Below are 25,899 nucleotides of genomic sequence, written 5' to 3'. Positions count from 1 at the left end.
ATTTTTGAACCTAACTATCATTGTTGGTTGATTAATTGAACTATTTGACCTTTCTATTCATTTTCAATAAATCAAATAAAGTGTAAATATCATTTTTTTACACGACTTTTTAAACCAGATCAGGTAAATTATTTAGCATTAAATTTTTTAGGTTAAAAATTAATTTTTATTAATTTTAGCAAAGAGGAAGGATAAGCCTAATTCATGCGTGATAATGAGCCAAAAGTGTTGACCAGCCTTTTGTCACAAGGGGCTTTATTATGCCAGATAAAAGAAAGAACCCAGGCATTGAGTCAATTAACGAAAGTTATTGATGAGTTACTTCCAACGCCTTTAAATCAGCAATATAGAGTTGCTAATTATCGTCAAGGTGTGCTTATTCTTGAGGTTAGTTCGGCTAACTGGTTGACAAGAATAAAATATGAACAAAGTAATTTAATCTCGGGCATACGTGGAAAAATCTTACCGTCGCTATCCTCTATTCAATACAAGATTAATCCAACTATTGCGACAAATTATTCGCAATCAGTTAATTTTTCTAACAATAATGCTAAAATTAACAGTGTGATTTCGGTGCAAACAGCTATATATTTAAAGGCATTGGCTGAGCAAGCTCCAGAAAAACTAAAAAAACAATTGATTAAACTTGCTAACCATGCAAAATAAGTTGAACAATATTTAGAAGTAACAAATGAAAAGATACAGGAGTGAAATATGGACAAAAGTATGATTACCTATATTGTCATTGGCCTAATTATTGGTTTTATTGTAGGTATGATTTTCATGAATTTTGTTTCTCAAAAAGGCCGTAAATACGCCAAACTTAAACGTGAATACGAACAAGCTCAAGAAGAATTAGTATCTCAAAAGCAAATGATGGTGAAACACTTTTCACATAGCGCTGAAATATTAGACAATATGGCTAAAGAATTTCGTCGATTATATCAACATATTGCCGAAACTTCTGGGCAATTTTCGACTTTTGATGACATGCCAATGATAGATTTAGAAGCGAATAAGGATATCAGTGTCAAAAACAAGTTAACACTTGAAGAACAGCCTAAAGACTATTCAGATAATCCTTCTGGATTATTCAAAACAGATGATATTAAATCTTAATTAATATTAAATATTTGTTAGTTAAATCATACTAATGAAATCTGTGTTTTAAATATTAAATTCCTTAAATAAGAGAGTTTTACGATGAGTCATTCCTTAAGAAAACCCAAAAAACTATTAAGCGTAATAGCATTAGGTTTAGGTTTAAGTTTAGCTACAGTATCCAATGTTTATGCTGCATTTCCATTTATCCCAACAGATAATAACCAACAGCAACCATCGTTAGCGCCAATGTTGGAAACTGTTTTACCTTCAGTAGTCAGTATTAAAGTTGAAGGTACAACTCAAATGCAAAATAATATGCCGGAAGAATTTAGACGATTTTTCGGTTATCCTGATAGCCAATCGAGAACTTTTTCAGGATTAGGCTCTGGTGTAATTATTGATGCGAAAAAAGGTTATATTGTTACTAATAATCATGTGATTGATAACGCCGATAAAATCATCGTTGCCTTGAATGATGGTCATGAATATCCAGCAAAATTAATTGGTAAAGATCCACAAAGTGATATTGCTTTATTACAAGTGGATGATGTCAAAAGATTAACTGAAATTAAACTGGCAGACTCAGATTTAACTCGAGTGGGTGATTATGTGGTTGCCATTGGTAATCCATTTGGTATTGGTCAAACAGTCACATCCGGTATCATTTCAGCGTTAGCACGAAGTGGGCTTAATATGAATGGTTTTGAAAATTTCATTCAAACTGATGCCTCTATTAATCAAGGTAACTCTGGTGGTGCTTTAGTTAACTTAAATGGTGAACTAGTTGGAATAAATACGGCTATTATTGCGCCAAGTGGTGGTAATGTAGGGATTGGTTTTGCGATACCTAGCAACATGGTTAAAAGTTTAACTTCGCAACTTATTGAATATGGTGAAGTTAAACGCGGGGTATTAGGCATTAAAGGTAATGAATTGACCTCAGATATTGCCAAAGCTTTTGATCTTGACGTACAAAAAGGTGCCTTTGTTAGTGAAGTTATGAATGATTCTGCAGCGAAAGATGCTGGAATTAAATCTGGTGATATCATCATCTCGATGGATGGCAAACCAGTTAATAGTTTTGCTGAATTACGCGCTAAAATTGCTACAACAGGAGCAGGTCGTACCGTCAAATTAGGTATCATACGTGATGGTAAAGAAATTTCTGTTGAGGTTAAACTGAAAAATGGTGATGAAACAATTACTGAAGCGAAAGCAATTCATCCAGCGCTTAATGGCGCGACACTTATCAATGGTGAAGTAAAAGGTCAAAAAGGTGTATTAATTAAAAGTATTGCTAAAAATTCACCTGCTTCTCGTTTAAGTTTACAAGAAGGTGATCTTATCACTGGGGTTAATAAAGCAAGAATCAATAGTGTTTCAGAACTACGTAAAATTATTGATAGTAATCCTTCAGCAATTGCTTTAAATATTATAAGAGGAGATAGTCGTCTGTATCTTATCTTACGCTAAGTGATTTTAGGCTATATTTCGTCGATGCTTAGCATCGACGAAAACTTCGTGTTAACCCGCAGTTAGTTATGATAGAATCCTAGCAACCATTCTCATTTTGCTAATCATAATTATGCTTAAAAAGTTTCTTTGGCCAATATTAATTGGTACTGTTTTAGCGATAGTGTTGCTTATTATTTTCCCTTCGTTAAGAAACGGAACCCAATCTGATTTTTCAAGATCTATTTTTAATGACCAACCTATGAGTTATTCTGATGCGGTTAAGATTGCTGCGCCGGCAGTGGTCAATATATATAGCCGATCGATTAATACTGTTCCCAAACAATCACAAGATAGTTCTATTACACCACTTGGTTCGGGTGTAATTATGAGTGAGCATGGTTATATCATCACCAATTATCATGTTGTAGTTGGTGCCGAGCAAATTATCGTTGCTTTGCAAGATGGTCGAATTTTTGAGGCATTACCTGTTGGCTCTGATAAGTTGGTTGATATTGCGGTACTAAAAATCGAAGCGACTAATATTCCAACCATCAATATCAATCCTAAACGGGAACCGAAAATTGGTGATGTCGTATTAGCTATTGGCAATCCATACAATATTGGTCAAACCATTACCCAAGGTATTATTAGTGCAACAGGGCGTGATGGATTAAGTCCCTATCGTCGACAAAACTTTATTCAAACTGATGCTTCCATTAATCATGGTAATTCAGGCGGTGCATTAGTAAATACTAAAGGCGAATTGGTTGGCATTAACACATTAACATTTGCTAAAAATCTAGGTAGCGATGTTCCTGAAGGAATTGGTTTTGCTATTCCAACCGCTTTGGCCGTTAAAATAATGAATAAAATAATTCAAGATGGCAGAGTGATTAGAGGTTATATTGGCATTGACGGATTAGAGTTTGCACCAACGCAAAATCCTAGCGATCCACCTAAAGTTTTAGGTATTTTAGTCACCAATGCAGAAGGGCCTTCATTACAGGCAGGTATTGAAGCAAATGATATTTTAATTATGGTTGATAATAAACCAGTAAAATCAATAGTTGAAACTATGGATCAAATTGCAGAGTTGAAACCAGGAACAACCGTCCCCATAATAGTTTTACGTAATGGAGAAAAGATTGAACTTCAAATAACTATAGGCCTGTTACCTGTTTAGCTTGGTCTTTTATTACTTGATTATCTTTCATATAGGACGTATAATTCGCACCCTTATCATGTTATTTAACACTCGTATGGTGTATAGATTTTGCGATTAAGCCATTTATATAGCGATACGAACAAACTTTAGAGGTTTATTATGAAAGAAGGTATCCATCCAGAATATAAAGCAATTAAAGCAACTTGTTCTTGCGGTAATGTTATTAATACTCATTCAACAATTGGTCACGATATTCATCTTGACGTTTGTGGTGAATGTCATCCGTTTTATACTGGTAAACAACGTGATGTTGCAACTGGCGGACGTGTTGATAAATTCAAACAACGTTTCGCAATGGTTGGCGGTAAAAAATAAGTTTATTACACTAACTAAATTTGTTACACTAACATTGTTAAAAAAGGCGCTTAAAGCGCCTTTTTTGTAGCTATTGTTTTTTTAACAACTCAATTATTCATCAATTAAATCAGGGTCGATACCCAAATCTCGCATCATTTTCTGTGCTTGTAGTGGAATGCCATCATCACGATCTTTTTGTAAATCTTCATCACAAGGTAATGGTTGACCGGTATAAGCATGTAAAAAAGCTTCACATAATAGTTCACTATTCGTTGCGTGGCGCAAGTTATTTACTTGTCGTCTTGTACGTTCATCGGTTAATATTTTCAGTACTTTCAACGGAATTGAGACTGTTATTTTTTTTACTTGTTCGCTTTTTTTGCCGTGCTCGGCATAAGGGCTGATATAATCGCCGTTCCATTCCATCATATTTTTTTCACCAAATCGCATCACAAATAATGTGGGTAATTTTAGCGTTTTTTTTGCTTAGCTGCAATCTATACACCAAGATAGTTAGACGTCTAGACATGTTGACGTCTTTTTTTGTTGTGTTATTCTTATACAACTGAGTTCTAAAAATAAATAAATGTTTGGTAAGGAAGGTTGTTATGGCTAGTAATTCTAAAAACTTAAGCCAAGGCGCTAATTTTAGTCAAGGTACTATAGCGGTTCGTGGCGGATTAAATACAGATGATCAATTTGGTAGCGTAGTTCCTGTTATTACGCCATCAACATGTTATCGATATGAAGAGTTTGCCACCCCAAGAAAGTTTGATTATGGTCGCAAATCCAATCCAAGTAGACGATTAGTTGAAGAAACCGTCGCTAAATTAGAAGGTGGTGTTGATGCTATTTTAACTAATTGCGGTATGTCAGCAATACATTTAGTCAGTGTAGCCTTACTTGGCCCAAATGATGTCGTGGTTGCACCTCATGATTGTTATGGTGGTAGTTATCGATTATTTAATAGTTTGAGCCAAAAAGGGTATTTTAAAACAAAATTTGTAGACCAATCAGATCCTGCCGCCTTAAAAGAAGCATTAAGTCTAAAACCTAAATTAGTGTTAGTTGAATCACCAAGTAACCCATTATTACGAGTTGTTGATATAGCAGAGATTGCTCGCCAAGCGCATGCGGTTGGTGCATTAGTTTTGGTTGATAACACCTTTATGACGCCGATTCTACAAAAACCGTTAGAACTTGGTGCGGATATTGTTAGCCATTCTGGTACTAAATTTTTAAATGGTCATTCCGATTTACTTGCTGGAATATTGGTATTTAAAGATCAACAATTAGCAACCGACGTATTATGGTGGGCAAATAATATAGGTACGTCAACTTCATCATTCGACAGTTATTTACTATTACGCGGTCTAAGAACGCTTGCTGCCAGAGTTCGATTACAACAAGAAAACGCGCAAAAAGTAGTGGAATATTTAACCAATCACCCTAAAATTGCAAAAGTTTTCCATCCTTCCATACCAACCAATCTTGGCCATGATATTGCTAAAAAACAGCAAAAAGGCTTTGGTTCTTTGCTAAGTTTCGAATTAGTCGGTGATGCCGATGTTATGCCGAAATTTTTGCAGGCACTGAATATTTTCACACTAGCTCAATCGCTTGGCGGTGTAGAAAGTTTAATTTGTCATCCAGCTACCATGACACACTCAGGTATTAGTGCAGAAGCGCGTAAAACCGCAGGTATCTCTGATCAATTATTACGTATTTCGATTGGTCTTGAAGATATCAATGATCTCCTTGGGGATTTAGAGCAGGCATTAGCGCAAATCTAAACTTTATCAATTAACCAATAGAGTTGGAAAATGGCTTATTTTTCGACTCTATTGATATCATTTTGTACATATCTATCTCAATCTAACTATTTCGATAATCATTAACTTTATTGGTAATGGCAGTAAGGATTTCACTAATCGCATGTCGTTTGCTGCGTCCACAAACTTTAGCATTATCTTGGCAAACTAGACATTGCCGCGAATAATGTGCGAATTTAGTGCGCGAAATACTTTTTTGTGTAATAGGGTCAATGACATCAATGTCCCATAATCGCCCTAAAAAATGGTTTTCCTCAATTTTTATACACAGTTGTTTAAGCATATCAACGTTATAATCAATTGATAATAATGCTTCATCACCAGTTATGCTTTCATAAAGTTTTTCATGGATAATAGAAATATTATGTTGGTTTAACATCTGGTGGATAGCATCTAATGCTTGAGTAAATAAGAATATAGAGCCACTACTTTTTTTGATTGGTCCCGGTATTACTAAACTTAATGATATTAGTGGATAAGGGTAGTGCGCAAAAAGTTGTTGCTGATGGTGTACACGCTTTTCTTTGGTCAGTAACATTTGTTCAAGCGTTATGTTAATACCATCGTCGAATCTTAATGTTGAATTATTCATAATGATGTTGAGTAATAGCATAACTTAGCATTTTGTTATGCTATTGCTTTTCCAAAGTTAATTAGTCTTTGACTTGACGAACAACATCAATAATTGAACCGTCACGGAAGTGAACAACTCCAACAATTTTATCATTAAATTCAATTGGTTTGGGTTCACCTGTTAATGCAACAGCACGTTGATAAAGTTCTTCAATAGTCATTACTGGTAAATTAGCTGCTTTTAAACGTTCTGCGATTTCAGGACGAGCAGGATTTACCGCTATACCATGGTCAGTGACTAACACATCTACACTTTCACCTGGTGTGACAATAGTGGTTACTTTTCTTATTACCGTTGGAATTCGGCTGCGAATTAGTGGCGCAACGATAATAGTTAGATTTGCTCCAGCTGCTGTATCACAGTGACCGCCGGATGCTCCGCGCATTACGCCATCAGATCCGGTTAGTACATTGACGTTGAAAGCTAAATCTACTTCAAGAGCGCTAAGAATGACAATATCTAATTCATCCACACTTGCTCCTTTAGAAGCAGGGTTCGCATAAACATTGGTTGAGACTTCAATATGATCTTTATTTCGACCTAAGGATTGTCCTGCTGTACCATCAAAGCTTTGGGTATCTAATAAACGTTTAACCAAACCTTTTTCATGTAAATCAACAATACTTGCTGTAATGCCACCTAAAGCAAATGAGGCTGTGATATTTTTAGCGCGCATACGATTTTCTAAAAAACGGGTTGCTGCTGTTGATGATGCACCAGAACCAGTCTGAATTGAGAATCCATCTTTGAAATAACCTGAATTTTCGATAACCTCAGCGGCATAGCGGGCAATCATTAATTCTCTAGGGTTTGTGGTAATACGCGCGGCACCAACACTAATTTTAGTTGGATCACCAACTTCATCAACTTTAACAATATAGTCAACTTGATCTTGGCGAATACTGGCTGGATGGTTAGGATAAGCAACAATATCTTCAGTAAGTAAAACGACTTTCTTAGCAAACTGAGCATCAACCATCGCATAACCAAGTGCGCCACATTGTGATTTACCTGATACACCATTAGCATTACCTTGTTCATCAGCAGTTGATACGGCTAAAAATGCGATATCAATATTAATTTCACCACTTTGGATAAGTTTTACTCGTCCTCCATGAGAATGGATATGTACCGGATTATCCATTAAACCGTGTGAAATCGCATCAGCTAATTTTCCACGTAATCCAGAGGTGTAAATTTTAGTGATCACCCCAGCCTCAATATGTGGGATTAATGAGGCATTACAACTTAATAATGAACTTGATGCTAAAGTTAGATTTTTAATGCCTAATTTACTAATTGTCTCTACAACTTTATTGATGACCTTATCACCTTCACGGAATGCATGATGGAAAGATATGGTCATACCGTCACGTAATTCACACTTTTTAAAGGCTTGTTCAAGCGAATCACATAATTTACGCGTATATTTAGACTCATCTTTTAAATATGGCGTGGTTGCATTAGCATCAATAAATGGTGTGATATTTTTAAGCTCAGGATGTTGTTTTAATAAATCAGCAATTTTTTGGTTTATAGACGTTGTCATATTTCAATCCTATCAAATTTCTTTACGGACACCGGAGTATTTGGCTAGTTCAATGGTTTTTTGCGCCCGAGCAATAATCGGTGCATCAATCATTTTGCCATTCAAAGAAACAACTCCAAGCCCCTTTCTTTCACCTTCTTCAGCTGCTTCAACGACTTTTTTCGCATTTTCCACTTCACTAGCAGTAGGAGCATAAGCATTGTGTAATAGCTCGATTTGTCGTGGATTAATCAATGATTTACCGTTATATCCCAATTTTTTGATTAGACTGACTTCTTTTAAAAAGCCTTCGTCGTCATTAACATTTGAATAGACAACATCAAAAGCATCAATACCGGCTACACGAGCAGCATGTAAAACAGCGCAACGCGCATAAAATAGTTCAGTACCATCCCCGCGTTCTGTTTGCATATCAACAAGATAGTCAAAAGCGGCAAGAGCAATACCGATTAAACGAGGCGATGATTTAGCAATCGATACCGCATTAACCACCGCTTGAGCTGACTCAATTGCGGCCATTAATTTAGTACTACCCACTTCACGACCACACTCTTTTTCAATACGTTCAACCTGCGCTTCAAGTTCATGAATATCTTCAGCACTATTGGTCATTGGTAAACGCACAACATCAACCCCAGCACGCACTACGGCTTCTAAATCTTTAAGACCAAATGGGGTATTTAACGCATTAATTCTAACTACCGTTTCAATACCATGTTCTTTATAAACAGGTAACTTCAATGTTTGTGCGACGAGTAGACGTGCTGAATCTTTTTCTTTGATAGACACAGCATCTTCAAGGTCAAACATAATTGAATCAGGTTTGTAGACAAAAGATGTTGATAACATTGCGGCATTGGCACCGGGAAGAAACAGCATACTTCGGCGTAATTTTTTCATAGTAATTTACTCCAATCTAAGTTCTCTTCTTCTGCACCGCGTAATACTGCACATTGAATTCTTGCTCTGATTGCACAATCTAAAGCGCCTTTATCATCAATAATAATTAACCCATCAGTTACATTTAGATCATTTAAAGTCTGATTGACAACAGCCCGTATTTGATCGCCAAATTGTTTATTTACATCACTATTAATAATAATTTCGATGCCAGTATTTGGCATGACTTTAACTAACAAATCGCTCGATTCGAGAGTTCCAGCCATGGCTTCTTTTTGTATTTTCATTTTTTTACCTTTTAAGACGTATTAAATTTTAAAGTTATCCAAATTAGCCGAAAGATAATCCCATGTTGTTGGGGGAACCAACGTTTTAACCTGTTCATATTGCCCAGTAGCCAGTAGCTTTCTTACTAATGAAGCCGAGACAACACAATTGCTTTCGGTTATACGTTCAACTTCAACAACTGTAATGGCTGGTAGACTACTTACCGTATTATCTTCAAGCCAATAACGCATTGCTTCGTTATAAGCTTTGGTCACTTCATCAATAGGTTCAGTCCCTACAAATCGGTGAGTGATATTGAGTGCTGGCGCAATATAATTTCGGAAAATCAACAGATCGATACCCATATAAGCTTGATCAATTTTTGTTTTATCTTTGAGGAAATAAGTAGGAAATGTTGCTCTAGAAATAATATAGGGTGAGCTTGCATGCACAGTGACATTGTTTATCTGATTTGTGCCATCTTTAACTAGCTTTAAACGTGTATCAAATGAAAATTGCGCGGCATTTTCATTGACAACAAATACATGTAACCAGTCAGATTGACTTGCTGCATATTCTACTAAGTATTGATGACCCTTAGTAAAAGGATTGGCATTCATAACAATGCTGCCAATTTTTTTTCCTTCTTTTTTCTGTGCATGAAGTTGTTTGCAATATTGCTTTATTCCGACCGGATTGTTTTCCATTAGAACAACTAAATCAGTTATTTCAACAATCGGATAAAAACCACAGGCTTTGAAAAAAGCGATATTTTCAGGTTTGGTATATAAAAATAGATGAAAATAGCCGTTGTCATTGGCATATTTTATCGTATAGTCCATTAAAGTTAGATTTAGTTGATTACCGCGATATTGAGGATCAATAGCAACACATTTAATAATATTGCGATCCATTCCGGCACAAGCAATAATTTTATCGTTAACTTTTGCAACTATAAAAAGAGTAACTTGCTTATCGAGATCAAGATTAGCTTGTGACAATAATCGTTTAATTTCTTGATAGTCTTGTTCTGACTTAGAAATATCAACGATAGAATAATCAACGATAGCATAATCAACTAAATCATACATAACCTCACCCTCTCTCTGCTACTACATAATTGGTTAAACGCCCAATTCCTGTAATTTCGACTTCAATCTTATCGCCATCTTTCATAAATATTGGGGGATTCCGTTTTTTACCGACGCCACCCGGTGAACCAGTAAGAATGACATCACCAGGTGATAAACGGGTAAATGTACTAATGTAAGAGATAAGTTCTGGTACCGTGTGCACAAGATTTTTAATACAATCGTGTTGCATCTCCTGACCATTTAGATAAGTGGTTAAAGATAAAACTGTTGGATCAGGGATTTCATCACTGGTTGTGATGCATGGACCGAATGCGCCTGTACATGGCCAGTTTTTACCTGCTGTGAACCAAGTATATTGCCAGTCACGAATCGAACCATCCATATAACAGCTATAGCCGGCGACATAAGATAAGGCTTCTGCTGATTTTATGCGGAAGGCTTCTTTACCCATTACAATTGCTAATTCGCCTTCATAATCGAGTTCATTGCTGATCGTCGGTTTAATAATATTTGTCTTATGTCCTGTTTGAGAATCTGGAAAACGAACAAATAACGTTGGTGCAGAACTAGTTTCGTTAAATTCCGCGCGTTTTTCCGCATAATTCATACCAACACATAAAATTTTGTTTGGGTTGGCAATGACGGGTAAATAAGTTATTGCCTGCTCATCGATATCACTCGGTGAATCTAAAAAGTTTTTTGCGTTAGCTAATCCGTCTTTATCAGAAAGAAGGGATTTTAGATCTTGATATTGATCGCCTAGTTTTTGGCCTAAATCTACGATGCCATGCGCAGTATATAAACCATAACTTGGTCGACCAGAAACAAGATAACTGACTAGCTTCATGAATACTCCTTAAAAGCTGGTTATTGAAACGCTAAATGAAAATTGCGCAAACTTAGTAATAACTAAGACTGCTTTTTAATAAATTAAACTAAGAAATTACCTAGAATTAGTAAGGATACCGATACATTGATCGCCCCACCTATGCGAGTTGCAATTTGGGCAAATGGCATCAATTCCATACGCTCTGCTGCGGTCAGTATTGCGACGTCACCCGTTCCGCCTTGACCACTCTGGCAACAAGAAATAACCGCGGCGTCGATGGGATACATACCTAATTTTTTAGCCACAAAAAAACCAGTTGTGACTAAGCTCACCACTGTACAGACAATGACGATTAGGTTGATTACGGTAAATGCCGAGACAATTTTATCCCAAGGTGTGATGGCTACGCCTACCGCAAATAAAATTGGATAAGTGACCGATGTTTGGAAGAACTTGTAAACTACTTGCGAACCACTCAAAACTTTTGGTGAAACACCTGATACTAATTTTACCAATACCGCAGCAAATAACATCCCTACAGGGGCTGGAATGCCAGTTACTTTGTGACCAATCATACCAACCATATAAAGAATAGCGGCTAATAACACCCCTGAAGCAAAAGTTGTCACATCAATAACCGATTCTGTTTTAGCTGTTTTATTGATAATTTGATCATCTTCTGATGCTGGTAACAAGCGACCATTACCAGTTAAATGTGGAAAAGCTTTACCAATACGGTTAAGAATTCCTCCACAAATAATACCGGTTAAACCTCCTAACATAACAATTGGTAACACTCGACCGAGCGCTTCGCCTTGTTCCATACCTAAAATAGAGGCATAGCCGATAGATAAAGGTATGGCGCCTTCACCTACACCACCAGCCATGATGGGTAATACTAAAAAGAAGAATGTTTCAAATGGTGACAAGCCTAATAAATAACCCACACCCACGCCAACTAGCATTCCAACGATTTCACCACATACCATTGGCCCGAAGATTTTTAAGAAACCTTGAATAAGCGTTTTCTTATCCATGTTCATAATACTACCAACGATAATACAGCAGATATAAAGATATAAAATGTGAGTATCTTTATAGAATTTGGTCGTTGCTTCTACCACAGGAGTAGGCAAAATGCCGTAATAGACTAATGCAGATGGAATAAAGGTTGCACAAATTGCCGCGGCGCCCATTTTGCCAACTATCGGTAAACGTTTGCCAATTTCACCACATAAAAAACCAAAAAACGCACACGTTACTACCATGACGACGATTTCACTTGGTAATTTACCTGTTACTAATACTTCAGCAAAGATAAGCATACCAGCGATTAGAAATAATGGTAAAGGAATTACACCAATTTTAAAATCATCCATAAGTTTCCACCAGCCAAATGGCCAAAACTTTTGTCTCGGATTTTTGTGCTTTACCTCATCTTGTCCATTAACGTTATGTGTTTTTTCAACTGAATTTAAACTCACCATATTTTTATCTCCAAAATAATTTTGCTCTGTTTTAATGGTGGCTATAGTGACAAAATATTTATATCGATTTTGTGATGTAAATCATGGATTAATTGTGGTTTTTAAGGTTTTAAAGGCTCTAAGTTTTTTTATGCTGTGTTACACTTCCTAGTAGATACAGCAATTATTAACAAAGTATAAAAATGCGAAAACGAATCCATTTTTCATTCACGACAAAGTTATTTTTATCTCTTTTGCTTTTTTCATTGGCCGTTCTGCTATTGCTACAAAGCTATATTTGGAATGTGACAGAAAACGCCTTATATCGTAGTTTAGGAGAGAAGGCACAAATTCAAGCAAAAGAGTTAGCGGTTATTCCTAGTTTGGTAAAATATGTTGAGGAAAAAGATACCGAACAGATAGCTAATCTTGTTTCGGATATTTTTAAACAAAGTGATGCCAGTTATATTGTTATTGGTGATGAAAAAGCTTATCGACTGTATCATACCGCCAATAATTCTATATATTTACCCATGGTTGGCGATGACAACCATAAAGTTTTAAGTGGCATTAGTAGCACTACGATCAGTGAAGGATCTCTAGGTCTCGCGCTACGAGGTAAAGCGCCGATTATAAACCATGGAAAAGTAATCGGTATTGTTTCTGTGGGCTATATGGTTGAAGGTATCTCTTCATCACATACACAGCAATTTATTCCTTTCATTATTTTCTGTTCATTTTTATTTTTTGCCTTATTTATATTTTCTTTATGCTTTGCTAAAGCTATAAAAAAACAGATGTTTAATTTAGAACCTCAAGAAATTGTACTATTAGTGAAAAGTCAGAAATCAATAATGGAATCAATTTTTGAAGGAATTATTGCGATTGATCTTGATTATAAAATTATAAACATTAATCAATCAGCAAGACGTATGTTAAATATTGATATTGATGATAATAGTCTACTGAATCATGATTTATCTGATTTTATTAAATCGACAGATTTTATTTATGGTTGTACTAATCAGACTAAAGATGTACATGACCATATTTGTTATTTCAATAATATTATTGTCATTGCGAATCGTATTCGCGTGATTGTTGATGATGAGATTTTAGGATGGGTGATCACTTTTCGAAATTATGATGATATAAATTTATTAAGTATGCAATTATCGCAAGTGACACAGTATGTGGATAATTTGCGCGCGTTAAGACACGAACATCTTAATTGGATGGCAACTTTATCGGGTTTAATTTATATGAAACGATATGAAGAAGCCGAATCATTTATTGCCTTACACTCCGCTGATAATCAACAAAACCTCGATTTCATTACCAGCCATTTTCAGGTTCCAGCTATTTGCGGTTTATTAATTGGTAAATATTCCAAGACGCATGAAATTGGTTTGAAGTTGGTGTTTGATCCCGCTTGTCATTTAGAAGCCTTACCAACCAAAATAACCGAAGCCGAGTTTATGTCAATATTAGGTAATCTGCTGGATAATGCGTTTAATGCTTGTTTGAAAAACAATCAAGGCGATAAATCTATCCATCTATTTTTAAATGATAGAACCAATGAAATTGTTCTTGAAGTCAGTGATCAGGGTTGTGGTATAGACGATAAAATCCGCAATTCAATTTTCCAACCGGGGGTAACCTCACAACATTCGAACGAACATGGTATAGGTTTACATTTAGTTTCAACTTATGTGAAAAAAGCTAATGGTTATATCACATTTGAAGATAACAAACCTTATGGAACGATTTTTTCTGTTTTTATACCTAAGTAGTTAACAGAGGTAAATGAAATATGTATGAAATAAAAGAAGATACAATTAAAGTTCTGATAGTTGAAGATGAGCCTATTTTAGCTGAATTAAATGCCGAATTTATTCAACGGGATACCAAAGTAGAGGTTATTGGTATTGCCTCTTCATTGGAAGAAGCCAAAGTAATGGTAGAGAAGTTAAAGCCAACGTTAATTTTACTAGATAATTACCTACCAGATGGTAAAGGTATCGAATTATTCGAGCATATTATTAATAATCGCTTGGATAGTTATGTTATTTTTATCACTGCTGCAAGTGATATGGATACCTGTAGTAAAGCGATACGTTTTGGTGCTTTTGATTATTTAATCAAACCGGTATCTTATCAGCGCTTGAAACATTCACTTGAACGTTTCGAACTATTTTTATATCGTCAAAGTTTACAAAAACATGTCAATCAAAGACGAATTGATGAACTTTTTAATTTACAAACAAAAGATTTTGCCGATATTAACCGTCACTCCAAAGGCATCGAAGAAATTACCTTACAAAAAGTCAAAGATCTATTTATGCATACCAATCAACCGCAAACAGTAGATCAAATTGTCGAAAAAGCCAATATTAGTAAAACCACCGCCAGGCGATACTTAGAATATTGTGTGCAAACTAAATTATTAACGGTTGAGCTTAACCATGGCAAAATAGGCCGTCCTGAAAGACTTTATAAACGCTTAGGAAAGTAACTGTTTTCACAGATTCGAGTCTTAATCCTAGGTTATATAATTTATAATTATATAAATATGCCTATTCTTTATTTTATCGTACAAATATTTGATGCTAGATTGAATTAATCCGATTGGTGGATAGTTTAAATTGCAGCATCAAATAATAGGAGTAAGCGTATATCTATCACAATGCGTTGATCACTCCAAGTGGTTAATCAATTTAATGGTGAGATTATTTTGATTTTTGTAATGTATTAGTCCTTTTTATCGGGTTAATTGGTTTCTAAACAGCATGGCGTTATTAATCTCCATTTTCTGATAAATAAATACACATTTTAAATTCTATTTACCCGCGTTATAGGTTTATATTTATTCAAGTTAGACTGTAAACAATTCAACAAAATTTGATCATTTTGGCTGATTAAATACATAAACTAGATGTTAATTTTCTGTTAAGAAACGATTTATGTGCCTTTCACTTTTCCTTGCGTTATCTTGCTTCAATATGCATGTATATTATTTATAAAGATAATTGAATTGAAAAAAAACATCTTATTTTACAAAAAATTGGTTATTATTAGCAATTAACCAAAACTAATTGAAAAATATAATATAGTAAGAAATACTGACGACTTTAATGAACCAAATGGAAAATGCAGGTAATACATTAGTAGCTAGTCATCCCTCTAATCATTATCATTCAACGATTGATGGTCAACCTACTACCACCACTTTATCCGTTCTATCACACTCTGGGCGGGAAGATTTAAACCAACCATGGCGCTATGAAATCAACTTCACCTACACCGATAAACAAATCACTGTTGATGCCATTCTTTGCCAATCGGATAGACTTACTTTGCAAACACTTCATATCGCTCAACAACTCACCAAAATCGGTGCTGAGGATAATATTCAACTCTATGCTCCGGGCGGAATAACCCATGGTGCACAGTCATTCCCTTTTACCAGCCCGAAACAGATGCAGCCTGCACTTTATTCATTTAAATTTACTGAAAACTTTAATTATTGGCGTTGGGATAATGACAGTTATAGAGAAACAAATTGTCATACCCTTTTATTTATTATATTAGCTAGCGGTAGTTTAGCCGATCCTCAATATATTGGAGAGAACTTGAATATGTATTTTTTGCGATATAAAAAATCCCTTGATAAAAATATAAACAGAGGAAGAGAAAGAAAAGGAAACAGAAAAAAAAGAATAGAGAATCTAGCAATGCTATCTAAAAAAGCAAAATAAAATTATTAGTAATTATATAATTACATTAAGAAAGCTTGTTAGGAGACAATATGAAAAGCTTAATAAAGATATTCTTTCTGCCTTTTATGCTATGGATAATAACGGTTGATTATGTTTATGCAGGGGTAAGAATGAACGAACATCAAATAAAAACCATAGAACAATTAAAAAAACAATCAATTTTACCGAATAAAATTTATTATCAATATGATTTTATGACAGCTTTTGAAAATGAAGATAGCGTTCCAATGGAATATTTATTCTCATCATTATCAGGTTTAGAAACTCATCCAGCCATGTATGAATTAGCAATTCAGAGCATTGCAGAAGTAAAATTAAATGAAAATTATCAATATAATGAAGTATTACAACGCAATCGAAATATTATCGAAGTTATCTACCCCACTGATTCATTTCAATCATTAGACGATGGTGTTTATTTTTATACCTTAGATGAAAATAAACAGCTACAACCAAAAAAGTCATTTAATGAGGTCTACAAATTACCCTGTTATTTAAGAGTCGAAAAGAAACACGGCATTGTGGTAAGTATTCAAAAAAGACCTTTAGCGGCCATTTCTCATTATAAGTACGCTTATTGGCCGAATAACAGTCTAAAATATCTTAAAATAGAAATGACTGATAATAACGACAAGATTATTTATACCTCAGAAACATTTTTTAATGATTCTGGAAGAATAGAGAAAAATATTAGGAGAAATACTGTAACGGGAAATCTGGCTATTGAATCAATCCAGCATGATGGGGATATTTATTCTATTGAAGAGTATTTTAATAATAAAAATACCAAAACTAACCGTGTAATTCACTATGAGAACTCGTTCCGTGTAAAAAATGAGGTATTAAATAAAAGCGGTAACGTAATAAAAATAAATAATATAAATCCACTATTATTCGATTTTGAAAAAGATTTGGATGAACCTTACCCATATAATAAGCTAGTAATGAATGTCGAAAAGAGTAATGCATTACTGACCGATTCAATGTTTGAACAAGGTATCCGTGATAATGCTAAGTACGACGAAGAAGCGCTTAAAAGAGCCAAGTATTTAGGTATTAAACCAAAGCAAGTTTACTATCATAAACTACCTTTCCCGAGTTTTATGGCTGAACGCTATAAGAACTATCCTCATCAAGCACCTTTAACGCTAATTGAAGCCGAAAATCAATCACCTCAAGAAAAATACAGTGATTTAATAAAAGTTGAAATAGATAATAATTATCAATATAAGAAAATTGATAAAACTAAATGGCAACAAGCAGCTATCTCATTACCTTCAGCGCAACTTAAATCTCTTGAAAATGGTATTCACTTTTTTGTGATTAATAACAAAGGTCAGTTAACACCGTTAAACGGTGCTGAAGAGGCTATAGCGCAACCTACTTATGTTCGAGTGGAAAAAGTCATGGGTAAAATTGTCTCAACATTACAAAAAAACCGTGTGCAATGGTTAACAACCGAGTTTGATTACAAAAAGAATTCCCCTATTCGAAGTAAACTAACTGTTATTGAAAGCCATGTTGTCCCAAAATTGGTGATAGAGTCGGAATATGAAAGCTGGCAGTATTTGCCGGTCTCACAAGTCATAAAAAATGCTCAAGGTAATATTATTCGAACGTATAAAACTGTTAAAAAGAAAAATATTATCGCTATATTAGAAAGATTTGATGAACAAGGCGTTAAAACTAACCATATTGAGATATCCAAACAAAGGGATATAGAAAATCAATACCTTGATAATAAAGAGCATGTGCGATTTACAACAAGTGATATTCAAGATAAAGAGCATCCGCAACTTTATGATGAGTTACCATTTAATCCGGATGGATTTGAAATGATGCTATTTGAACATTTTAAAAAATAACAGTACACGCTAAATAACATAATATAACAATAAGTGCTGATAGAACTTACTGTTATCGTAATAATAAACTGATGAGTCATAGTTCAATTGAGCAATACCTTGAGTATTTTACCTCTACTTTATTACTCAATTAGTATCATTGACAGAAGAGCTGGAAAGTATATGAAGACTTTAGTTAAAATCTGCTTAGTTCCTTTTTTATTGGGGATAGGATCAACTCAATATGTGACCGCAAAGGTAAAAATGAACGAGCAACAAGCACCAATCGTCAAGCAATTAAAAAAACAGGGAATTTTACCTAATAAAACTTATTACCAACTTGATTATTTGCCAGCTTTGGATAATCAAGACAGTTTCCCTGAAAAAAGTTTACATTCATCAGTAAATGAATTAGAAACCAATCCAAATATGTACATAATGGCGACTCAAAGCATTGCACAAGTGCAGTTAAATAAAAACTACCAATATAGCCAGGTAACACAACTTGATCGAAATATTATTGAAGTTATTTATCCTACTGATTCATTTCAATCATTAGACGATGGCGTTTATTTTTATACCTTAGATGAACATAAACAGTTACAAAAGAAAAACTCATTCAACGATGTCTACTTATTACCAAGCTACTTAAGGGTTGAAAAAAAACACGGCATTGTGGTGAGTATTCAAAAAAGACCTTTAACTTCTATTACCCATTATAAATATGATTATTGGTCTAATAACAGCTTGAAATATCTAAAATTAGAAATGTATGATAACAATAAAAAGGTTATTTATGATTCTGAGGTATTTTTTGATGAAAAAGGAGAGATGGTAAAAGCGATCAGAAAAAATATAGAAACAAAACAATCTTCTATTGAAACTATCGTGCATCAAGAAGATATTTACTCGATAGATGAGTTCTTTGATAATGAAGGCATTAAAACTAATAGAGTCAGCCATTATGAAAACTCGTTCCGTGTAAAAAATGAGGTATTAAATAAAAACGGTAAAGTAATAAAAACCAATAACGCCGAACCTGAAATATTCGATTTTGACAAAGATTTGGATGAACCTTACCCTTATAATAAGTTAGTAATGAATGTCGAAAAGAGTAATGCATTACTGACCGATTCAATGTTTGAACAAGGTATCCGTGATAATGCTAAGTACGACGAAGAAGCCCTTAAAAGAGCCCAGTATTTAGGTATTAAACCAAAGCAAGTTTACTATCATAAACTACCTTTCCCAAGTTTTATGGCGGAACGCTATAAGAACTATCCTCATCAAGCACCTTTAACGCTAATTGAAGCCGAAAATCAATCACCTCAAGAAAAATACAGTGATTTAATAAAAGTTGAAATAGATAATAATTATCAATATAAGAAAATTGATAAAACCAAATGGCAACAAGTAGCTATCTCATTACCTTCAGCGCAACTTAAATCTCTTGAAAATGGTATTCACTTTTTTGTGATTAATAACAGAGGTCAGTTAACACCGTTAAACAGTGTTGAAGAGGCTATAGCGCAACCAACTTATGTTCGTGTGGAAAAAGTCATGGGTAAAATTGTCTCAACATTACAAAAAAACCGAGTGCAGTGGTTAACAACCGAGTTTGATTACAAAAAGAATTCCCCTATACGAAGTAAATTAACTGTCATTGAAAGCCATGTTGTCCCGAAATTGGTGATAGAGTCGGAATATGAAAGCGGGCAGTATTTGCCGGTCTCACAAGTCATAAAAAATGCTCAAGGTAATATTATCCGAACGTATAAAACTGTTAAAAAGAAAAATATTATCGCTATTTTAGAAAGGTTCAATGAACAAGGCGTTAAAACTAATCATATTGAGATATCCAAACAAAGGGATATCGAAAATCAATACCTTGATAATAAAGAGCATTCGCAACTTTATGATGAGTTACCATTTAATCCGGATGGATTTGAAATGTTGTTATTTGAACATTTTAAAAAATAACAGTACAGATAAAACAATTTATTTGAGTTGAAGACACGACCGGCAGAGTGATTATAAATCGGAAATGGTAAGTTCCTAAATAAATGAAATGGAGATAGAACAAAATTAATCAATAAACTACTAACTATTTCCCTAAAAACTAAACAATTATTGAAAAATAGCCAAGTAAAAAAAAGAACTGTATTGGAGAAAATATGCAGAAATTAGTGAAAACATTCTTACTTCTTTTTTTAGTAGGGATTGGATCAACTCAATATGTGATCGCAAAGGTAAAAATGAACGAGCAACAAGCACCAATCGTCAAGCAATTAAAACAACAAGGAATTTTACCTCAAAAGGTTTATTTTCAATATGAAGTTATACCTGCTCTAAATAATAAATATAGTTTCCCTAATGAAAATTTATATTCATTAGTATCAGATTTAGAGACTCACCCAGATATGTATAACTTAGCAATTCAGAATATTTCACAAGTAAAATTAAATGAAAATTACCAATATAGTGATGTATTACAACGTAGTCGGAATATTATCGAAATTATCTACCCGACTGATTCATTTCAAGCATTAGACGATGGTGTTTATTTTTATACCTTAGATGAAAATAAACAGTTACAACCAAAAGAGTCATTTAACGAGGTCTACAAATTACCCTGTTACTTAAGAGTCGAAAAGAAACACGGCATTGTGGTAAGTATTCAGAAAAGACCTCTAGCAGCCATTTCTCATTACAAGTATGATTATTGGTCAAATAATAGCCTAAAATATCTGAAAATAGAAATGTTAGATAGTAACAATAATATTATATATGATTCTGAGATATTTTTTAATGATAACGGAAAAATGGTCAAAGCAATCAGGAAGAATATAAAAACTGGGCAGTATTCTATTGAAAATATTATTCATCAGGATGATATTTATTCTATCGAAGAATATTATAATAATTTAGATATAAAAACTAATCGTGTGACTAATTATGAAAACACTTCTCGCGTAAAAAATGAGGTATTAAATAAAAACGGTAAAGTAATAAAAACCAATAGCGCCGAACCTGAAATATTCGATTTTGACAAAGATTTGGATGAGCCTTATCCTTACAATAAGCTAGTAATGAACGTCGAAAAGAGTAATGCATTACTGACCGATTCAATGTTTGAGCAAGGTATCAGTGATAATCCTAAGTACGACGAAGAAGCGCTTAAAAGAGCCAAGTATTTAGGTATTAAACCAAAGCAAGTTTACTATCATAAACTACCTTTCCCGAGTTTTATAGCTGAACGCTATAAGAACTATCCTCATCAAGCACCTTTAACGCTAATTGAAGCCGAAAATCAATCACCTCAAGAAAAATACAGTGATTTAATAAAAGTTGAAATAGATAATAATTATCAATATAAGAAAATTGATAAAACCAAATGGCAACAAGCAGCTATCTCATTACCTTCAGCGCAACTTAAATCTCTTGAAAATGGTATTCACTTTTTTGTGATTAATAACAAAGGTCAGTTGATGCCGTTAAACAGTGTTGAAGAAGCTATAGTTCAACCTACTTATGTTCGTGTGGAAAAAGTCATGGGCAAAATTGTCTCAACATTGCAAAAAACACGTGTGCAATGGTTAACAACTGAGTTTGATTACAAAAAGAATTCCCCTATTCGAAGTAAACTAACTGTCATTGAAAGCCATGTTGTCCCAAAATTGGTGATAGAGTCGGAATATGAAAGTGGGCAGTATTTGCCGGTCTCACAAGTCATAAAAAATGCTCAAGGTAATATTATTCGAACGTATAAAACTGTTAAAAAGAAAAATATTATCGCTATATTAGAAAGATTCGATGAACAAGGCGTTAAAACTAACCATATTGAGATATCCAAACAAAGGGATATAGAAAATCAATACCTTGATAATAAAGAGCATGTGCGATTTACAACAAGTGATATTCAAGATAAAGAGCATCCGCAACTTTATGATGAGTTACCATTTAATCCGGATGGATTTGAAATGATGCTATTTGAACATTTTAAAAAATAACTGTACAGATAAAACAATTTATTTGAGTTGAAGACACGATCGGCAGAGCGATTATAAATCGGAAATGGTAAGTTCCCAAATAAAAGAAATAGAGATAGAACAAAATTAATCAATAAACTACTAATTATTTCCCTAAAAACTAAACAATTATTGAAAAATAGCCAAGTAAAAAAACTGTATTGGAGAAAATATGCAGAAATTAGTGAAAACATTCTTACTTCTTTTTTTAGTAGGGATTGGATCAACTCAATATGTGATTGCAAAGGTAAAAATGAACGAGCAACAAGCACCAATCGTCAACCAATTAAAAAAACAGGGAATTTTACCTAATAAAACTTATTACCAACTTGATTATTTGCCCGCTTTGGATAATGAAGATCGAATCCCTAATAAAACTTTACATCCATCATTATCTCATTTAGAAACCATCCCAGAGATGTATATAATGGCAATGCAGAGCATTGCACAAGTACAGTTAAATGAAAATTATCAATATAGCAAAGTATTGCGACTTAATCGAAATATTATCGAAGTTATCTACCCGACTGATTCATTTCAATCATTAGACGATGGCGTTTATTTTTATACCTTAGATGAAAATAAACAGTTACAACCAAAAGGGTCATTTAACGAGGTTTACAAATTACCCTGTTATTTAAGAGTCGAAAAAAAACACGGCATTGTGGTCAGTATTCAAAAAAGAGGCTTAGCATCCATCAGCCGTTATATTTATGATTATTGGCATAATACTAATCTGAAATATCTTAAAATAGAAAGATACGATACTGAAAATAATATTATTTATGATTCAGAGGTGTTTTTTGATGATAAAGGAGAGATGGTAAAAGCGATCAGGAAAAATACAAAAACCGGGCTATACTCAATCGAAAATATTATTCATCAAGGAGAGATCTACTCAATTAATGAATTCTTTGATAATGAAGGCAATATAACTAATCGTGTGACTAATTATGAGAACACTTCTCGCGTAAAAAATGAGATATTAAATAAAAACGGTAAAGTAATAAAAACCAATAACGCCGAACCTGAAATATTCGATTTTGACAAGGATTTGGAAGAGCCTTATCCTTACAATAAGTTAGTAATGAACGTCGAAAAAAGTAATGCATTACTGACCGATTCAATGTTTGAGCAGGGTATCCGTGATAACCCTAAGTACGATGAAGAAGCGCTTAAAAGAGTTCAGTATTTAGGTATTAAACCAAAACAAGTTTACTATCATAAACTACCTTTCCCGAGTTTTATGGCTGAACGCTATAAGAACTATCCTCATCAAGCACCTTTAACGCTAATTGAAGCCGAAAATCAATCACCTCAAGAAAAATACAGTGATTTAATAAAAGTTGAAATAGATAATAATTATCAATATAAGAAAATTGATAAAACTAAATGGCAACAAGTAGCTATCTCATTACCTTCAGCGCAACTTAAATCTCTCGGAAATGGTATTCACTTTTTTATGATTAATAACAAAGGTCATTTGACACCGTTAAACAGTGTTGAAGAGGCTATAGCGCAACCTACTTATGTTCGAGTGGAAAAAGTCATGGGCAAAATTGTCGCAACATTACAAAAAACACGAGTGCAGTGGTTAACAACCGAGTTTGATTACAAAAAGAATTCCCCTATACGAAGTAAATTAACTGTCATTGAAAGCCATGTTGTCCCGAAATTGGTGATAGAGTCGGAATATGAAAGCGGGCAGTATTTGCCGGTCTCACAAGTCATAAAAAATGCTCAAGGTAATATTATTCGAACGTATAAAACTGTTAAAAAGAAAAATATTATCGCTATATTAGAAAGATTCGATGAACAAGGCGTTAAAACTAACCATATTGAGATATCCAAACAAAGGGATATAAAAAATCAATACCTTGATAATAAAGAGCATGTGCGATTTACAACAAGTGATATTCAAGATAAAGAGCATCCGCAACTTTATGATGAGTTACCATTTAATCCGGATGGATTTGAAATGATGCTATTTGAACATTTTAAAAAATAACAGTACAAGCTAAATAACATAATATAACAATAAGTTTTGATAGAACTTACTGTTATCGTAATTATAATAAGTATTATTTTTCTAACAAAGGTAAATAAACATCCGTTATCATCTGTTCAGGTTTTACGCTTGTACCAACATTAACATAATGAAAAATTGGGGGAAAATCTCCCAGTTTTTCTCCACTATTTGGTAACCATTTTTCCAGTAAATAAATAATAGCTTGATTATGATATCTCGAACCTATATCTCTGGCTTTTGCACAGCGAAGTTGAGGAATCGTTTTATTTATTACTCCATAAATGTTATTAGCAATAGGTTGGTTAATAGCAATACCAAAATCGACATGATGTTTTTCCGCTGGTGTTATTTTAGGATTGGTATAATGCATGCCGTAGTTTCTATATTTATTATCTAAAAGCTGATTTTCTTGTCGCCATTTTATCAGTTTGTTTACTGATTGATGTTCTAACTCGGCGCGCCATAATGCTCAATAACGGCTAACTGTGTCATTGGGAAGAGTACAATTTCGACATCCATATAAACCTCATAATTTATCAATGGTAATCATCTTGTTGAATCTTAACACTGATTAAGTATATAAAAAAATCGAATTTCACTTGACAATTGATCTGCTGAAAAAGATAATGGCGCCGTTTTTTTAGTCTAATATTTAATTTTTTGTGAGGTGGCAAAATGCCTATATTCAATACTTTATCTTAATGCCGACATGGTATCTTCTATTATATTGTCTTTTAGCTTTTTCTAAAGCACCTACGTTGCAGTTCAATCTATAGATCTTCGCCTTGTCGGTTTTCCCTAATTTTTCGGAGAAAACAAAATGACAATGGAAACTTATATTCAAAACTTAGAATTAATTAAATACCCACGAACTCCACATTTGCAAAGTTCACGTTTACAATTTGGCGATAGTGAGCATGGACAGCTACCTTACGATCAGTTAGTAGGGCAATATATTGTGGTTGAAGAAAAACTTGATGGGGCTAACTGCGCAATCAGTTTTTCAGAAAGTGGTGAACTATTACTACAATCACGTGGCCATTACTTAATAGGCGGGAGTCGCGAACGTCAATTTAATCTATTTAAACATTGGGCAACGGTCCATGAAAGCTGGTTAATTGAACGTTTAGAAGATCGTTATATTATGTATGGTGAATGGTTACATAAAAAACACGCTATTTTTTATGATGCATTACCACACTATTTTTGTGAATTTGATGTTTGGGATAGGCATAATAATTGTTTCTTATCGACTCGAAAGCGTCATCAATTATTGCTAATGGTTCTATTTTATCTGTTCCCGTATTGTATTCGGGAATCGCACCGCAAAGATTGGGTGACTTATTAGCGTTAGTTATATATGCTTTAGTTAAAACAGATGAATGGAAAAGTTATTTTGAAAAAAAATTATACAAGAAAAATTTGATTTAATTAAAGCTTGGCAATAGTGTGATAACACTTATGCGATAGAAAGTGTATATTTAAAGATTGAATCAGAATATACCATAACGGGATGTTTAAAATGGCTAAGACAAGATTTTGTACAATCTATTTTAGATGCAGGGCA

At 33.9% G+C, this 25,899-nt stretch carries 22 protein-coding genes and 1 pseudogene; 14 read left to right on the top strand and 9 right to left on the bottom strand.

The window, feature by feature from the left end:
* Positions 1-204: 204 nt before the first annotated feature.
* The 5 genes from DKK70_RS12875 to rpmE all read left to right on the top strand — a co-directional run bounded on the left by DKK70_RS12875 (position 205) and on the right by rpmE (position 4,099).
* Positions 205-666 (top strand): DUF721 domain-containing protein, encoded by a 462-nt coding sequence (locus tag DKK70_RS12875; RefSeq protein ID WP_110434379.1) that lies wholly within the window; start codon positions 205-207, stop codon positions 664-666.
* 48 nt (positions 667-714) lie between these two features.
* Positions 715-1,119 carry a YhcB family protein gene (locus DKK70_RS12870; protein ID WP_110434378.1) on the top strand — a complete coding sequence of 135 codons (405 nt, stop codon included), beginning with the start codon at positions 715-717 and terminating at the stop codon, positions 1,117-1,119.
* Between the two features lie 84 nt (positions 1,120-1,203).
* Complete coding sequence (locus DKK70_RS12865; protein ID WP_110434377.1) at positions 1,204-2,577, top strand: Do family serine endopeptidase; 1,374 nt, start codon at positions 1,204-1,206, stop codon at positions 2,575-2,577.
* Positions 2,578-2,689: 112 nt separating this feature from the next.
* Positions 2,690-3,742 (top strand): outer membrane-stress sensor serine endopeptidase DegS, encoded by a 1,053-nt coding sequence (gene degS / locus DKK70_RS12860; protein ID WP_110434376.1) that lies wholly within the window; start codon positions 2,690-2,692, stop codon positions 3,740-3,742.
* A 141-nt stretch (positions 3,743-3,883) separates the two neighbouring features.
* Positions 3,884-4,099, top strand: a complete 216-nt coding sequence (gene rpmE / locus DKK70_RS12855) for a 50S ribosomal protein L31 (RefSeq protein WP_034883381.1) — start codon at positions 3,884-3,886, stop codon at positions 4,097-4,099.
* Between the two features lie 93 nt (positions 4,100-4,192).
* Here rpmE and metJ read toward each other — a convergent pair whose 3' ends face one another.
* A complete protein-coding gene (metJ, locus tag DKK70_RS12850; RefSeq protein ID WP_034883394.1) occupies positions 4,193-4,510 on the bottom strand; it encodes a met regulon transcriptional regulator MetJ in 318 nt (105 codons plus the stop codon).
* A 179-nt stretch (positions 4,511-4,689) separates the two neighbouring features.
* On the opposite strand from metJ, the gene metB reads away from it, so the two are divergent.
* Positions 4,690-5,874 carry a cystathionine gamma-synthase gene (metB, locus tag DKK70_RS12845; protein WP_110434375.1) on the top strand — a complete coding sequence of 395 codons (1,185 nt, stop codon included), beginning with the start codon at positions 4,690-4,692 and terminating at the stop codon, positions 5,872-5,874.
* 82 nt (positions 5,875-5,956) lie between these two features.
* Here the strand turns inward: metB and citX are convergent, their stop codons facing one another.
* From citX to DKK70_RS12810, 7 genes and pseudogenes are all read right to left on the bottom strand, one after another.
* Positions 5,957-6,505, bottom strand: coding sequence for a citrate lyase holo-[acyl-carrier protein] synthase (citX, locus tag DKK70_RS12840; protein WP_181416013.1), 549 nt, complete (start codon positions 6,503-6,505; stop codon positions 5,957-5,959).
* A gap of 61 nt (positions 6,506-6,566) precedes the next feature.
* On the bottom strand, positions 6,567-8,096 hold the full coding sequence (gene citF, locus DKK70_RS12835; RefSeq protein WP_110434373.1) for a citrate lyase subunit alpha: 1,530 nt from the start codon (positions 8,094-8,096) through the stop codon (positions 6,567-6,569).
* Positions 8,097-8,108: 12 nt separating this feature from the next.
* Positions 8,109-8,996 (bottom strand): citrate (pro-3S)-lyase subunit beta, encoded by an 888-nt coding sequence (citE, locus tag DKK70_RS12830; protein WP_110434372.1) that lies wholly within the window; start codon positions 8,994-8,996, stop codon positions 8,109-8,111.
* Positions 8,993-9,283, bottom strand: coding sequence for a citrate lyase acyl carrier protein (citD, locus tag DKK70_RS12825; RefSeq protein WP_110434371.1), 291 nt, complete (start codon positions 9,281-9,283; stop codon positions 8,993-8,995). Before citD ends, citE begins: the two co-directional genes overlap by 4 nt.
* A gap of 21 nt (positions 9,284-9,304) precedes the next feature.
* Positions 9,305-10,354 (bottom strand): [citrate (pro-3S)-lyase] ligase, encoded by a 1,050-nt coding sequence (gene citC, locus DKK70_RS12820; protein ID WP_110434370.1) that lies wholly within the window; start codon positions 10,352-10,354, stop codon positions 9,305-9,307.
* Positions 10,355-10,358: 4 nt separating this feature from the next.
* Complete coding sequence (locus tag DKK70_RS12815; RefSeq protein WP_110434369.1) at positions 10,359-11,204, bottom strand: fumarylacetoacetate hydrolase family protein; 846 nt, start codon at positions 11,202-11,204, stop codon at positions 10,359-10,361.
* Positions 11,205-11,287: 83 nt separating this feature from the next.
* A pseudogene (locus DKK70_RS12810) lies at positions 11,288-12,577 on the bottom strand (2-hydroxycarboxylate transporter family protein); the annotation flags it as partial.
* A gap of 278 nt (positions 12,578-12,855) precedes the next feature.
* Here DKK70_RS12810 and DKK70_RS12805 point away from each other — a divergent pair.
* The 7 genes from DKK70_RS12805 to DKK70_RS12775 all read left to right on the top strand — a co-directional run bounded on the left by DKK70_RS12805 (position 12,856) and on the right by DKK70_RS12775 (position 24,311).
* Positions 12,856-14,445 (top strand): ATP-binding protein, encoded by a 1,590-nt coding sequence (locus DKK70_RS12805; protein WP_110434367.1) that lies wholly within the window; start codon positions 12,856-12,858, stop codon positions 14,443-14,445.
* Between the two features lie 29 nt (positions 14,446-14,474).
* Complete coding sequence (locus DKK70_RS12800; RefSeq protein ID WP_110434508.1) at positions 14,475-15,167, top strand: response regulator; 693 nt, start codon at positions 14,475-14,477, stop codon at positions 15,165-15,167.
* A 619-nt stretch (positions 15,168-15,786) separates the two neighbouring features.
* Positions 15,787-16,410 carry a hypothetical protein gene (locus DKK70_RS12795; RefSeq protein ID WP_146210880.1) on the top strand — a complete coding sequence of 208 codons (624 nt, stop codon included), beginning with the start codon at positions 15,787-15,789 and terminating at the stop codon, positions 16,408-16,410.
* 50 nt (positions 16,411-16,460) lie between these two features.
* Complete coding sequence (locus DKK70_RS12790; protein ID WP_110434365.1) at positions 16,461-18,296, top strand: hypothetical protein; 1,836 nt, start codon at positions 16,461-16,463, stop codon at positions 18,294-18,296.
* Between the two features lie 162 nt (positions 18,297-18,458).
* On the top strand, positions 18,459-20,255 hold the full coding sequence (locus DKK70_RS12785) for a hypothetical protein (RefSeq protein ID WP_110434364.1): 1,797 nt from the start codon (positions 18,459-18,461) through the stop codon (positions 20,253-20,255).
* Positions 20,256-20,449: 194 nt separating this feature from the next.
* The gene (locus DKK70_RS12780) at positions 20,450-22,285 is read left to right on the top strand and encodes a hypothetical protein (protein ID WP_110434363.1); all 1,836 of its coding nucleotides are present in this window, start codon (positions 20,450-20,452) and stop codon (positions 22,283-22,285) included.
* Positions 22,286-22,475: 190 nt separating this feature from the next.
* Positions 22,476-24,311, top strand: a complete 1,836-nt coding sequence (locus DKK70_RS12775; RefSeq protein ID WP_110434362.1) for a hypothetical protein — start codon at positions 22,476-22,478, stop codon at positions 24,309-24,311.
* Positions 24,312-24,384: 73 nt separating this feature from the next.
* Here DKK70_RS12775 and DKK70_RS12770 read toward each other — a convergent pair whose 3' ends face one another.
* Positions 24,385-24,759 (bottom strand): AraC family transcriptional regulator, encoded by a 375-nt coding sequence (locus DKK70_RS12770; protein WP_110434361.1) that lies wholly within the window; start codon positions 24,757-24,759, stop codon positions 24,385-24,387.
* 393 nt (positions 24,760-25,152) lie between these two features.
* Between DKK70_RS12770 and DKK70_RS12765 the strand changes: the two genes are divergently transcribed.
* Entirely contained in the window at positions 25,153-25,680 is a 528-nt protein-coding gene (locus DKK70_RS12765; protein WP_219999787.1) for an RNA ligase family protein, read from the top strand.
* Positions 25,681-25,899: the final 219 nt, after the last annotated feature.

The sequence above is a fragment of the Gilliamella apicola genome, assembly GCF_003202655.1.
Taxonomy (GTDB): domain Bacteria; phylum Pseudomonadota; class Gammaproteobacteria; order Enterobacterales; family Orbaceae; genus Gilliamella; species Gilliamella apicola_R.
Note: the sequence above shows the minus strand (reverse complement) of the source record. Positions and strands in the feature narration are given on the sequence as shown.